Below are 12,545 nucleotides of genomic sequence, written 5' to 3'. Positions count from 1 at the left end.
GCCAATCAGCTTTTTGGCGTCATTTCTCGGTCACCGTCAATCGGTCCAGTTGACGGAACTTCACTGCAAATCCCCTCTCTCAATGAACACTTCGCCATCATGGTGGCCCCTTGTAGTGACCGCTGCTCCATCCTGCGGCGCGCCCAGAGAGAGTTGTGCCGATGGTTCACGAAAAGTCCTACTTACACGACGCCCCCACTGCTGAGCATCCTCGCCCAGCAGCGGCGGCGACCCTGCTGGCGCTGATGCATGCCCAGGGTGAAGTCGAGCGGCTGAGTGAGCGCGAGCAGTTGCTGAGTTCGCTGCTGGTCAGCGTCAACGCCGTGCTGTGGGCCATCGATTGGGAAACGCGCCGCGTGCTGTACGTGAGCCCGGCCTACGAACGTATTTTCGGTCGTTCCGCCGGCCTGCTGCTGGCCGACCATCGGGAATGGCGCAACAGCATCCATCCCGAAGACCTTGACTACGCCGAGCACAGCATGGCCCGCGTGCTGGAGCAAGGTGCCGTGGAGGACCGCGAGTACCGCATCATCACCGCAGACGGCCAGATCCGCTGGCTGAGCGACAAGTGCTACATCAACCAGCAGGTCGAGCCCGGCGAACCGGTGATCGTGGTGGGCATGGCCGAGGACATTACTGAAAAGAAGCAGATGGAACTGGAGCTGCATCGCCTCGCCACCACCGACGTGTTGACGCAGAGCAGCAACCGCCGGCACTTCTTCGAGTGCGCCAACCAAGCCTTCGACAGCGCCTGCGCCCAGGGGGCGCCGCTGGCTTTCCTGCTGCTGGACATCGATGATTTCAAGGACGTCAACGACACCTACGGCCACCTGGAAGGCGATCAGGTGCTCAGGCGTATCGCCGAAAGCGGTCGCGGTGTATTGCGCCGTGGCGACTTGTTCGGGCGCATTGGCGGCGAGGAATTCGCCGCCGTACTGCCAGGCTGCGCACCGGAAATGGCGCTGCAAGTGGCCGAGCGCCTGGGCAGGGAGATTCAGGAGCTGAGCTTCAGCTATGAAGGCCAGGCCTTCAGCGTGACGATCAGCCAGGGCCTGGCCAGCCTCAAAGAAGAAGACTCGACCCTGGACAGCCTGTTCGCCCGCGCCGATGCCGCCATGTACGAGGCCAAGCGGCTGGGCAAGAACCGCGTGATCGCGGGCTAACCCCGATCAACTGTAGGCGCCGGCTTGGCTGGCGATTTCGGTGTGTCAGTTACCACGGCTATCGTCGGCAAGCCGGCTCCTACAGAGGGGGCGCGGGCTTCAGGATTTGCGCACTCGGGTCAGTTCGGACAGGCCCACTTTGAGCAACCGCGCAGTCTTGCTCGCGGCCAGAGCTTCCAGCCCTTCATGCTCGGTCAACCGCGCCATTTGCGCGGCCAGGTTCACCACCAGCGCGTCCCGCGCATACACCCCGCCTTCCAGGGAATAGATCGCCGCAATCAATTGACGCAGCTCCAGCGGCAAACGCCAGCGTGCACGCAGCGCCGAGCCATAGGCGGCGCCAAAGGCATACAGCGACTCACCAATCGCTTCGTCATCCAGCGCACCACCGCCCTGTCGCCAGTCTTCCAGGCAGCGCAACAAGGCCAGATCGCCCAGCCGATGCAGGATGCCGGCGGTGTAGCAGCGCTCGTGATCCAGCTCCAGCATGCGCGCCAGGCGCCGGGCGTAGTCGGCAGTGTCCTGCGAGAGTTGCCAGTGGCGCTCGGCATAGGCCACCAGCGCCGGGTCCCCCAGCACCACGTTGTGCTTGAGGGCCAACCCCAGGATCAGGTTCATGCTCTGTCCGGCCACCAGCTTGTGCAACGCCGCAGGCAGGGTCTGTACCGGCGTGCCGTGGTGGCCGGCGCTGTTGGCAGCGGCGATCAGCACGGCAGTGATTTGCGGGTCCATGCGCACCTGGTCTTCCAGGCGCTTGAGGTCCAGGCCGTCGGCGCCGAGGCTGTGCTGCACGGCCGCCTTGACGTCGACGCGCAATGGCGCGCCATCGCAGGCATCACGGCGGCGCTCAAGGAAGACAGGCAAGGTCATGCCGGGCGCCAGCGGCGGAATCTCGCAATACACGCTCTCGCCTTCGTTGAGCAGCAGGTCTTGCAGGCGCTGGGTCAGGCCTTCCATGTTCAAGGGTTTGGTCAGATAGGCGGTGGGCGCCAGCGGCAAGGCTTCGCGCACGCTGGCGCTGTCATTGCGACTGCTCAGCAAAATAAACGGCAAGGCCGGCGTACGGCGCTTCTGGCGCACGCTACGCAACAAGCTCAGGCCATCAATGCCGGGCAGCTCCCAATCCGCCAGGATCAGGTCGTAGGCCTTTTCGCGCAGCAGCGTGGCCGCTTGCTGCCCATCGGCACACACGTCCAACCGTGCGTCACAGCGCACAGTCAGTAACACTTGCTTGAGCAGATCCCGTGACCAGGGGTCTGCCTCGGCGATCAACACTCGGGGTACAGCGGGTAAATCAACAGCAGTCATCTGCACGCTCCATCGGCAATGCTTGCACCTTAGACAATGCAGGCACCTACGTACAATGAACAACACCTGAATGTGCCGCAATGGGCACAAAAAAACCCGCCGAGGCGGGTTTTTTCTGTCGATCAGATCAGCTTGTGATTACAACTCGGAGAAGCACTCTTCGATAATCGCCAAGCCTTTGTCCAACTGCTCGTCCGGCGAGGTCAGCGGGACCAGTACGCGCAATACGTTGCCGTAGGTGCCGCAGGACAGCAGGATCAGGCCCTTGTCACGCGCCTTCGCAACCACCGAGGCAACAGCGGCAGCGTTTGGCTTGTGGCTGTCGCCGTCTTCGAACAGCTCGACTGCGATCATCGCGCCCAGGGCACGCACTTCGCCGATCACCGGGTACTTGGCTTGAATGGCTTTGAGGCCAGTCACCAAGCGCTCGCCGACTGCCTTGCAGCGGTCCAGCAGGTGCTCTTCTTCAAACACTTCCATTACGGCCAGGGCCGCGGCGCAAGCGATCGGGCTACCGGCATAGGTGCCGCCCAGGCCGCCTGGGGCGATGGCGTCCATGTACTCGGCCTTGCCGCACACACCGGCGAGCGGGAAGCCGCCAGCGATGGATTTGGCGAAGGTGGTCAGGTCGGCAGCAACGCCCATCTGTTCCATGGCGAAGAAGGTCCCGGTACGGCCGGCACCGGTTTGCACTTCGTCGGCGATCAGCAGGATGCCGTGCTTGTCGCACAGTTCGCGCAGGCGCTTCATGAAGGCTTTAGGCGCGACGTAGAAACCGCCTTCGCCCTGTACCGGCTCGATGATGATTGCGGCGATATCACGCGGCTCGGCATCGTTCTTGAAGATGCGCTCGATGCTGGCGATGGAGTCGTCGACGCTCACGCCGTGCAGCTCGTTCGGGTACAGCGCGCGGAACACGCCGCCAGGCATCAGGCCCATGCCAGCGGAGTAAGGCACGACTTTACCGGTCAGGCCCAGGGTCATCATGGTGCGACCGTGGTAGGCGCCGGTGAACGCGATCACGCCGGCACGGCCAGTGGCAGCACGGGCGATTTTCACAGCGTTTTCTACGGCTTCGGAACCGGTGGTGACCAGCAGGGTTTTCTTGGCGAAATCACCAGGGACCTTGGCGTTCACTTTTTCGCACAGTTCCACGTAAGGCTCGTAGGCCAGAACCTGGAAGCAGGTGTGGGTCAGCTTGTTCAGCTGCTCGGTCACGGCGGCGATGATTTTCGGGTGCACGTGACCGGTGTTCAGCACGGCGATACCGCCGGCGAAGTCGATGAACTCGCGACCTTCAACGTCGGTCACGGTGGCGTTCTTCGCGGATTCGGCGAAGATCGGGTGAATCTGGCCAACACCGCGCGGTACAGCGGCTTCGCGGCGTTTCATCAAAGAAGCGTTGGTCTTGCTCATAAAGTCCTCATTCGCCACTCATCGGGTGGCGTAGCTCAAGGAATACGTGGCGGGGAGGCAACTACGGCAGCATGCGATGATCGACTGCCACAGCTTTCCCGGCCACTACGAATAACGTTTTGAAACACGCAAAGGGTCAGCGCTCTCGTGCCCTTTGCGTTTGCTGCGATCCCTTCCCGGCTTAGATGCCCAGGCAGAGGTATTTGATTTCCAGGTAATCCTCGATCCCGTACTTGGAGCCTTCACGGCCCAGGCCCGACGCCTTGATGCCGCCGAACGGCGCCACTTCGTTGGAGATCAACCCGGTGTTGACGCCGACCATGCCGTATTCCAGGGCTTCAGCCACACGGAACACACGGCCCAGGTCGCGGGCGTAGAAGTAGGAAGCCAGGCCGAACTCGGTGTCGTTGGACATCGCGATGACTTCGGCTTCGTCCTTGAAGCGGAACAACGGCGCCAGTGGGCCGAAGGTTTCTTCCTTCGCCACAGCGGCGTTTTTCGGCACGTCGACCAGAATGGTCGGCTCGAAGAAGTTGCCTTCCATCACCTTGCCACCGGCCAGCAGCTTGGCGCCTTTGCTCAGGGCATCAGCAATATGCTCCTGAACCTTGGCCACGGCTTTTTCGTCGATCAGCGGGCCGGTGGTGGTGCCATCTTCCAGACCGTTGCCGATCTTCAACTTGGCCACTGCGACCTTCAGTTTTTCCGCGAACGCGTCGTAGACCGAATCCTGGATGTACAGGCGGTTGGCGCAGACGCACGTCTGGCCGTTGTTGCGGTATTTGGAGATGATCGCGCCTTCGACGGCCTTGTCCAGGTCCGCGTCGTCGAACACGATAAATGGCGCGTTGCCGCCCAGCTCCAGGGAGACTTTCTTGATGTCCTTGGCGCATTCGGCCATCAACTGGCGACCGATTTCAGTCGAGCCGGTGAAGGACAATTTACGCACGATCGGATTGCTGGTCAGCTCGCCGCCGATGTCGCCGGCGCTGCCGGTGACCACGCTCAACACGCCTTTAGGGATACCGGCACGGTGCGCCAGCTCAACCAGGGCCAGGGCCGAGAACGGGGTTTGCGAAGCTGGCTTGATCACCATGGTGCAACCGGCGGCCAGGGCCGGGCCGGCTTTACGGGTGATCATCGCGGCCGGGAAGTTCCACGGGGTGATTGCAGCGGTCACGCCGATCGGCTGCTTGATCACGATCAGGCGCTTGTCGGGCTGGTGGCCGGGGATCACATCACCGTAGATGCGCTTGGCTTCTTCGGCGAACCACTCGATAAAGGAGGCGGCGTAGACGATTTCGCCCTTGGCTTCAGCCAGCGGCTTGCCTTGTTCGAGGGTCATCAGGCGACCGAGGTCTTCCTGGTTTTCGATCAGCAGTTCGAACCAACGGCGCAGCTTGTTCGCGCGCTCCTTGGCAGTCAGCGCGCGCCAGGCCGGCAGCGCCTTGTCGGCGGCTTCGATGGCGCGGCGGGTTTCAGCGGCGCCCATCTTCGGCACGGTACCGAGGATTTCGCCCGTGGCAGGGTTGTTGACCTTGATGGTCTGACCGTTGTCCGCATCGACCCAAGCGCCATCGATAAAGGCTTGCTGGCGGAACAACTGGGTATCTTTGAGCTGCATGTCGGCTTTCCTTAACAGCACCGCGCGCACGCGGAGCGAATTAGAGTTGTTGAAAGGCGCCTTGTGGGCTGCCGTCAGGGAAATCAGCCCCAGCGCGCGGGATCAGTGAAAGAGCGCACGGGAGACAGAGCGTTTGAAATCTCAAACGAATCCTAGGATCAATGGGGGTACAGGGCAATAGTCTGTTCGAAAAAAAGAACGAAAACCGCGCATTTGCCGAATCTTTCTGATCAGCGTAACCAGGACCGGTTCCGCCACACCGACCGCTGGCGCCCGGCGCAGGGCCGCTGTACGGAAAATTCCCACCCTTAAACGTCCAAAGACCGGCATGGACGCCCAAGGACGACATGGGTATGATGTCGCCCGCACAAGCATCCGTAGCTCAGCTGGATAGAGTACTGCCCTCCGAAGGCAGGGGTCGTGGGTTCGAATCCCGCCGGGTGCACCATATAGCAGTCTCGGGCTGTCTCAGACAGTCTACGAAACACCCCAAGAAGCCCGCCCTGTGCGGGCTTTGTTGTTTCTGGCTATCCCTCCCTGTCTATCCCTATAACTTCCCGCCGTGTATGCCCACGTGTATGCTTTGAGATTCCTATAACTGGAGGCATACAGGAAGTGAAGCGCTCTGAAATCAAACGTCGCCCCTTAGCAGATACCACGCTTGCAGGCCTGGAGCCTGAGCACGCTACATATCGGGAGCAGGACGGGAATGGCCTGTACTTCCGGGTGAAACCTAACGGTCAAAAATCGTGGGAGCTGCGCTACAAAAAGCCAGACGGAAAATGGTCTTGGCTGGGTCTCGGCGGCTACCCGGAAATCAGTGGCTCTTTGGCGAGACAGAAAGCAGCTCAACTGCGGGAAGACGCATCGACCGGCAAAAATCCATTGGTGAGCAAGCAAGCTCGCAAGGTTGCAGACCAGGTTGCTGCCAACAACACCTTTGAAGCATTAGGCCGGGAGTGGTTTGAGGCCAGACGCACAAGCTGGGAGTCAGGTACGTCTCGACGAGTGCTTGGCGCACTGGAGCTTCACGTATTCCCCATGTTCGGAAAACGCGTATACACGGAAATACTGCCCCTGGAATGGATGGAGTTTCTACGCGGCATGGAGCAGAAGGGGATCATTGAACAAATGGGCCGAGTTCGTGCCTTTTGCAAAGAGATCTATGACTTGGCCCGCGTAACAGGACGAGCCGTCCACAACCCCCTTGAAGGTCTCAGCAAATTCCTGCAATCACGTAGCGCTGAAAACTATGCACACGTTTCGATTGAAGAACTGCCTGCGCTACTTCGAGCTATCAACTCCTACCCTCACGCAAAGGACGTTCGTATAGGGCTTCGCTTGCTTTCCTTATTAGCATCGCGCCCTAGCGAGATCCGAGAAGCACGCTGGTCAGAAATCGATCTCTCCAAAAAGCTCTGGACGATCCCAGCCGAGCGAATGAAACGTCGTCGCGAACATGTGGTGCCCCTCTCTCGACAGGCAATCGAAGCGCTCACTGAGTTACGAACACTGACAGGTGCGTACCCTCTACTATTTCCAGGCAGGAAAGACAGGACAATCCCCCGTAGTAACACCGTCTTTCTAATGGCGCTTCGCAGACTGGGATATGCCGGTCGGCAAACAGGCCACGGTTTTCGTCACATCGCGAGCACCATACTCAATGAGCAGGGTTTCGATGAGAATCACATTGAGGCCCAGCTCTCTCATGCAAAGGAGGGTATTGCCGGGGTCTATAACAAAGCGGTGTACCTGCCTCAGCGTAGAGTGATGATGCAGTGGTACGCCGATCACCTTGATGCCCTAGTGAGTGGAAATGTGGTGCAGGGCCAATTTGGAAAGGCAGTATGAGAGCACATACCCAGCCCCCTCCAAAACAGGTGTAACGGGTGTTACTCGTGTAACGCCCATAGTCAAATGCCCGGTTTCATTGGCCTCCACGCCTGTTACACAGTTGAGCGACATAGCGTACATCCGATGTAACGCTGCCCCTGCGTGTAACGCAAAAGTCAGCGCTCAGGTGCTGCGGGCAGACGTTTTTCGCCTGATCCTACCAAGCGACCTTCGCTGGCTCCGCCCTTCAAGCGCAGGGCGTGGGACTTTCGGTTACACAGCGCCTGAGACACTTGGCAATGACTGATCGCCAAACCGTATTGCATTCGGCGCTAAGCAACGGCCTGCTCAAATCTCTCTCAGCGCAACCGCGCTATGATCTCTGCCGTGGTCAGGTCGCTGACGCCTGCCACCTGATCGAACAGTGCTAGCTGCGCAATTACTAAACTGCCGCGTTCACCCTGCGTTGCCCCCATATTGACTACACATTGACCGGTCTAGGGGAAAAGTAGTTTTCTTCATCTAGATAAATGTATAGATAGATACCCCTGTATCCATAACCAGGGGTTATCCATGAATGATCATAACTGCAAGTCCGCAAATCCCACCGAAATCCGCCCTTACGAAACAAGCGATCTGAACGCCAAACGAACCAGTCATTTTGCCGCAGACCCTTCAGCAATTCTGATCCGCATGCCGGAAGTAATGGCCATAGTTGGGTTAGCGCGCCCAACGATTTACAAACTAATGCAGCAAGCGGATAGCGGCTTCCCACTTCCAGTGAAACTCAGCGCTAGTAACGCCCGCAGCGCTCCCGTCGCATGGGTGCTGGCTGAAGTTTTAGATTGGACGCGTGCACGAATCGCAGCTCGTGACAGGGTGGCGGCATGACGAACCGTATCGCCACCAAGGTCATTTTGCAGCCTTTCTCTGTACTCAGAAAAGTCGGTTTCTCGTCACGATGGATGCAACGTTTTGAGCATCACAGAACGCAACAAAAACGCCTTAATCGAGTAGTTGTAGTTATGCGATGGGCAGACGGCACCTGGTGTGCACTGTCAGTACCCAGCGAAGCCCCGCGTGCGGTGATCGTGGATGAAGGGCAACAAATCGACGCTTACGAAGATGCACGATCTTGCCTCGACGGCGATTTTCTCCCACTGCTCTCCCTGCGCTGGGAAACCAATGCCTGAAACGAAAACGCCCCCGGCGGCAACCGGAGGCGTTGAGGTAAACCTACATGCCTATTGAATTTATGCCCCATCGAAAAAATCCGCAAGCATCCCCCACAGTTGCACTTTCAAAAAACGGACGTTACTCTCTGGCCGTCGCTGCAAATTCAGCGACCGGGCTTGGTAACCCGACGAAATCAAGGCGCAACAGCGCCCCCATTACTATTGCAGGCGCTTTTTTTGTGCCCGCAGTTACGTGTTATGGCGGCTGTGCGTGGGAGGCATTCGTGCCTGCCGGGTTCCTTGATTCCCGGTTTACCAACCTGCGCACAGCTGCCACCCATTCGCTTGGTAACGAACGTGGCAGCTCCTCAAATCAAGGAGCTACACAGATGAAATACGCCCTCAATCCGTCCAGAATTCGCGCCGCTGCTCATCGAGCAATGGCTCTCGCCGCTTTACACGCCAACACCAGCCTCGCTACACGCCTAGCCCGTTACAACGCCCATATGTCCAAAGCGCGAGCTCTGGAAGCCGTAGGGGGTGCCCAATGAGCATGCTCCCAGGCTTTGCACTACCCGAAGATCTACTCTGCGTCAGCCAAGACGCCGAAGCCGGTCTTCCTATCGACGCCATCACCTGTGCGCTCGACCGTGCCGACTCCGTTCTTATGCTGCTGGAAGACCATTTAGACGGGGATAAACCCCTGCTCTCCAACCGCGTGCTGTCGTCCGTTATTTGGGACGTGCGCGGCACCTTGGGCTTAATCAAAACACTCACCATGTACGGTGATGCCTCCTCTGTGCCGATGGGCCAGAAAGGCGGTGCGCTGTGAACCACTCCAATACGCTTGGGCGCTCCGAGTTTTCCCCAGCCAACGGTAACGGCCAAAACCTGTTTCGGGTGAATGCCGGTATCCCGCTGGAGGGCGCACTTGAAGCCGTTTCCCAGATTCTGCACCACACCAATCAACTAATCCTCGATGCCGCCATCAGCGATGCGGGCGAGCGTTTTAGTTGGCCTGCGTTTTACCTCGGCGAGATGGCCAAGGCGCTGATCGACGACGTGAACGAGGCGCTGCTTGAGTCGAGGACCGCACCATGACTCAGCGCACCGGCAATACCTCAAAACGTCCGAGCTTTGCCGACGTAAAAAGTGCCGCGCTGAAGAACATCGACCGCGTACTTGCTCACTGGCTGCCGAACGGCAAACGCGTCGACGGCGGCAAGGAATACACCGCACCTAATCCGACACGCGCGGACAAACGCGCAGGGTCACTCAAGGTAAATTTGAGCAAAGGCACCTGGGCGGATTTTGCCACTGGCGATAAGGGCGGTGACCTGATCGACTTGGTGCGCTACATCGACGGTGACACGGACGTTGAGGCCTGCAAAAAGCTGGCGGATCTGCTCAGCGTTTCCGCTGGTTCCGCGACAACCAAAAGCGCACCGGCCAAGAGCGCAACGCCGGAGTGGATCGCGATTCAACCGATCCCGGCCGAGGCCATGAACAAGTGCCCAGCCAAACACCGGCAACACGGTGTTCCGTCCAAGGTATGGATCTATCTGGATGCGCAGGGCCTGCCGGTCATGGCGCTGTATCGCTTCGACCTGGGCCCCGATGAAAACGGCAAGCCGCGAAAGGTATTTGCGCCGTTGACCTGGTGCAAGCGCTCCGATGGACAAATCACACAATGGCGCTGGCAAGGTTTGCCGGAACCTCGGCCCCTGCTGCGCTTGGATGATCTGGCACAGCGCGCCGATGCGCCTGTAGTGTTGTGTGAAGGCGAAAAGGCCGCGGACGCCGCTGCTGAACTGATGCCGGACTATGTAGCCACTTGCTGGCCTAACGGCTCGAACTCCTGGCACAAGGCCGATCTAACGCCGCTCAAAGGGCGCACAGTAGTGCTGTGGCCGGATAACGATGCCAGCGGCAATACCTGCATGGACGCCATCGAGCTCAAGTTGATTGAGCAGGGCGCCGCTTCAGTGCAACGAATCTCGCTCGACGTGTTCAAGCTCAAGCCCAGCAGCAAAGGCGGAAAGCCCACGCTTATCAAGGGTGGAAAATGGGCGGAAGGCGACGATGCAGCGGACGCGTTAGCCAAAGGCTGGACCGCTGGGCACATCGCCGAGCTGGTGCGCGGCGGTGAGCTTTTCGAAAGTGTTACTGAGACCACTGAGCCTCAACAACCGAAGGCCAAGGCACCCGCCAAACGTCCTGTGAAATCGAAAAATGACCTGTTGCCGGGCGGCTTTCGCCTGACACCTGAAGGGGTGTTCTATTCCGGCGATGATGGCGAGGCGCGTCCCGTGTGTTCGCCTCTCGAAATCATCGCACGCACTCGCGACGACAAGGGCCACAACTGGGGCTTATTGGTCGAGTTCGACGACCCAGACGGCGCCAAAAAACGCTGGAACATTCCAGCCAGGACCATGACCGGCGACTTCGGCAAAGACGTGCTTGGCCCGCTGGTAGACATGGGCCTGCGCCTCGCCGGGAGCCGATCAGGACGCAATGCCCGCAACGACCTACAAAGCTACCTCGGCGGCTTCGACAGCGCCCAGCGCGCACGTTTGGTGACGCGCCTGGGCTGGCACGACAACGCCTTCCTTTTGCCAGAACAGCAAATCGGCTCGCACGCCGAGCATCTGCATTTTTATGAGGCCGGTGCCCAGCTGCCACCGATCAGCGAGGCGGGCTCTCTGGAGCATTGGCAGCAGCAAATCGGGGCACTGTGCGTTGGTAACCATCGCTTGGCGTTTGTCGTTTCTGTGGCCTTTGCAGGCCCTCTGCTGAACCTGCTGGGGCATGAGTCGGGCGGCTTCCACCTCTACGGCGACAGCTCCGGCGGCAAAACGACCCACTTGCAGGTAGCTGCCTCGGTCTATGGCGGGCCGCGTCTGGTGCGTTCGTGGCGCTCCACGGATAACGCCCTGGAGTCCATCGCCGCCGCACACTCAGACGGCCTCCTGGTGCTGGATGAAGTCGGCATGTGTGACCCACGCATCATTGGGGAAACGGTGTATATGCTCGGCAACGGCACCGGCAAGGCCCGGGCGAACGATCGAGGACAAGCAGGCCGACAGGTGCATGAGTGGCGCTTGCTGTTTCTCTCGACTGGAGAAAAGACATTGGCGCAGCACATGGCGGATGCAAACAAGGAGCTGAAAGCCGGCATGGAGGTGCGCATGCTCGCCGTGCCTGCTGATGCCAGCAAAGGCCTCGGCATGTTCGATGTGCTGAATGGTTTTGAGGATGCTGCTGCGCTCTCCGATGCGCTCAAGGCCCGCGTCGCCAAATACTACGGCACGCCCCTCACCGCCTTCCTGCATGCACTGTGCGCGCCTGGAGAAATGCTCAGGTGGTCGGTGATTGTTCGCCACACAGTGGAGCAATTCATCACCCAAAATCTGCCCGCCTCGGCCAGTGGTCAGGCGCAGCGTGCCGCCCTTCGCTTCGGCCTCGCCGCAGCCGCCGGAGAGTTGGCTACCGCCTTTGGTGTTACCGGCTGGCCGGATGGCACAGCCACGACCGCCGCTCGGGTGTGTCTGCATGCGTGGCTAGCTGAACGCGGCGGCGCCGGTAACTTCGAGGGCGATGCAATTTTGGCACGGTTGCGCCAGGTCATCGAGCGCTTTGGAGAAAGCCGCTTCACCCGCTGGGAATCTGCCGCCGCCAAGATCGATGAGCACGGCCCACGCACAATTGATCGGCTGGGTTTTCGCAAGACCATGGAACACGGCATGGGCGACGCCCTGCACACCACTAACACCTACTACGTGCTGCCGGAAGCATGGCGCTCCGAAATCTTCCGAGGCATGAACCTCAGTGCGGTTAACAAAGAGCTCCTGCGACGGGGCGTTTTAGAGCCGGGAAAGGATGGCAAAGCCTCGACGGCGGTGCGACTACCAGGACTGGGCTTGCAGCGCTGCTATGTGGTTGTGGCAGTGCCAGAACAAGGTGATCAAAGCGCCCAGGCGGCCTAACAACGGCCCCGCCAAGAGGAATGCAGGCTCACCTTGGCCT

General features: G+C 59.7%; 10 protein-coding genes and 1 tRNA gene. 8 read left to right on the top strand and 3 right to left on the bottom strand.

Features of this window, described 5'->3' with window-relative positions:
• Positions 1-161 precede the first annotated feature (161 nt).
• Complete coding sequence (locus JFU04_RS00360; RefSeq protein ID WP_065899545.1) at positions 162-1,163, top strand: sensor domain-containing diguanylate cyclase; 1,002 nt, start codon at positions 162-164, stop codon at positions 1,161-1,163.
• A gap of 99 nt (positions 1,164-1,262) precedes the next feature.
• Here the strand turns inward: JFU04_RS00360 and JFU04_RS00355 are convergent, their stop codons facing one another.
• The 3 genes from JFU04_RS00355 to gabD form a co-directional block, all read right to left on the bottom strand.
• The gene (locus JFU04_RS00355; protein WP_065899544.1) at positions 1,263-2,471 is read right to left on the bottom strand and encodes an HDOD domain-containing protein; all 1,209 of its coding nucleotides are present in this window, start codon (positions 2,469-2,471) and stop codon (positions 1,263-1,265) included.
• Between the two features lie 138 nt (positions 2,472-2,609).
• Positions 2,610-3,887 carry a 4-aminobutyrate--2-oxoglutarate transaminase gene (gene gabT, locus JFU04_RS00350; protein WP_025855478.1) on the bottom strand — a complete coding sequence of 426 codons (1,278 nt, stop codon included), beginning with the start codon at positions 3,885-3,887 and terminating at the stop codon, positions 2,610-2,612.
• A gap of 181 nt (positions 3,888-4,068) precedes the next feature.
• The gene (gene gabD, locus JFU04_RS00345; RefSeq protein ID WP_058426343.1) at positions 4,069-5,511 is read right to left on the bottom strand and encodes an NADP-dependent succinate-semialdehyde dehydrogenase; all 1,443 of its coding nucleotides are present in this window, start codon (positions 5,509-5,511) and stop codon (positions 4,069-4,071) included.
• Positions 5,512-5,882: 371 nt separating this feature from the next.
• Between gabD and JFU04_RS00340 the strand changes: the two genes are divergently transcribed.
• The 7 genes from JFU04_RS00340 (at position 5,883) to JFU04_RS00310 (ending at position 12,505) form a co-directional block, all read left to right on the top strand.
• Positions 5,883-5,959: transfer RNA gene (locus JFU04_RS00340), tRNA-Arg, on the top strand.
• Between the two features lie 167 nt (positions 5,960-6,126).
• Positions 6,127-7,362 carry a tyrosine-type recombinase/integrase gene (locus JFU04_RS00335; protein WP_201143305.1) on the top strand — a complete coding sequence of 412 codons (1,236 nt, stop codon included), beginning with the start codon at positions 6,127-6,129 and terminating at the stop codon, positions 7,360-7,362.
• A 555-nt stretch (positions 7,363-7,917) separates the two neighbouring features.
• On the top strand, positions 7,918-8,235 hold the full coding sequence (locus tag JFU04_RS00330) for a helix-turn-helix transcriptional regulator (RefSeq protein WP_201143304.1): 318 nt from the start codon (positions 7,918-7,920) through the stop codon (positions 8,233-8,235).
• Positions 8,232-8,537 (top strand): hypothetical protein, encoded by a 306-nt coding sequence (locus tag JFU04_RS00325; RefSeq protein ID WP_201143303.1) that lies wholly within the window; start codon positions 8,232-8,234, stop codon positions 8,535-8,537. The genes JFU04_RS00330 and JFU04_RS00325 overlap by 4 nt, the downstream gene beginning before the upstream one ends.
• Before the next feature lie 529 nt (positions 8,538-9,066).
• Positions 9,067-9,351, top strand: coding sequence for a hypothetical protein (locus JFU04_RS00320; protein ID WP_017846196.1), 285 nt, complete (start codon positions 9,067-9,069; stop codon positions 9,349-9,351).
• Positions 9,348-9,620, top strand: coding sequence for a DUF3077 domain-containing protein (locus JFU04_RS00315; protein ID WP_201143302.1), 273 nt, complete (start codon positions 9,348-9,350; stop codon positions 9,618-9,620). The genes JFU04_RS00320 and JFU04_RS00315 overlap by 4 nt, the downstream gene beginning before the upstream one ends.
• The gene (locus tag JFU04_RS00310; protein ID WP_201143301.1) at positions 9,617-12,505 is read left to right on the top strand and encodes a DUF927 domain-containing protein; all 2,889 of its coding nucleotides are present in this window, start codon (positions 9,617-9,619) and stop codon (positions 12,503-12,505) included. The genes JFU04_RS00315 and JFU04_RS00310 overlap by 4 nt, the downstream gene beginning before the upstream one ends.
• The last annotated feature ends 40 nt before the right edge of the window (positions 12,506-12,545 follow it).

The sequence above is a fragment of the Pseudomonas sp. TH21 genome (assembly GCF_016651025.1).
Taxonomy (GTDB): Bacteria; Pseudomonadota; Gammaproteobacteria; order Pseudomonadales; family Pseudomonadaceae; genus Aquipseudomonas; species Aquipseudomonas aylmerensis.
The sequence above is the reverse complement of the archived record's forward strand: the minus strand, read 5'-3'. Positions and strand labels throughout refer to the sequence as shown.

Coding starts and splice junctions, on each gene's coding strand:
- JFU04_RS00325 (WP_201143303.1), top strand. CDS start 8,232: ATGACGAACCGTATCGCCACCAAGGTCATTTTGCAGCCTTTCTCTGTA.
- JFU04_RS00355 (WP_065899544.1), bottom strand. CDS start 2,471: ATGACTGCTGTTGATTTACCCGCTGTACCCCGAGTGTTGATCGCCGAG.
- gabD (WP_058426343.1), bottom strand. CDS start 5,511: ATGCAGCTCAAAGATACCCAGTTGTTCCGCCAGCAAGCCTTTATCGAT.
- JFU04_RS00310 (WP_201143301.1), top strand. CDS start 9,617: ATGACTCAGCGCACCGGCAATACCTCAAAACGTCCGAGCTTTGCCGAC.
- JFU04_RS00320 (WP_017846196.1), top strand. CDS start 9,067: ATGAGCATGCTCCCAGGCTTTGCACTACCCGAAGATCTACTCTGCGTC.
- gabT (WP_025855478.1), bottom strand. CDS start 3,887: ATGAGCAAGACCAACGCTTCTTTGATGAAACGCCGCGAAGCCGCTGTA.
- JFU04_RS00330 (WP_201143304.1), top strand. CDS start 7,918: ATGAATGATCATAACTGCAAGTCCGCAAATCCCACCGAAATCCGCCCT.
- JFU04_RS00360 (WP_065899545.1), top strand. CDS start 162: ATGGTTCACGAAAAGTCCTACTTACACGACGCCCCCACTGCTGAGCAT.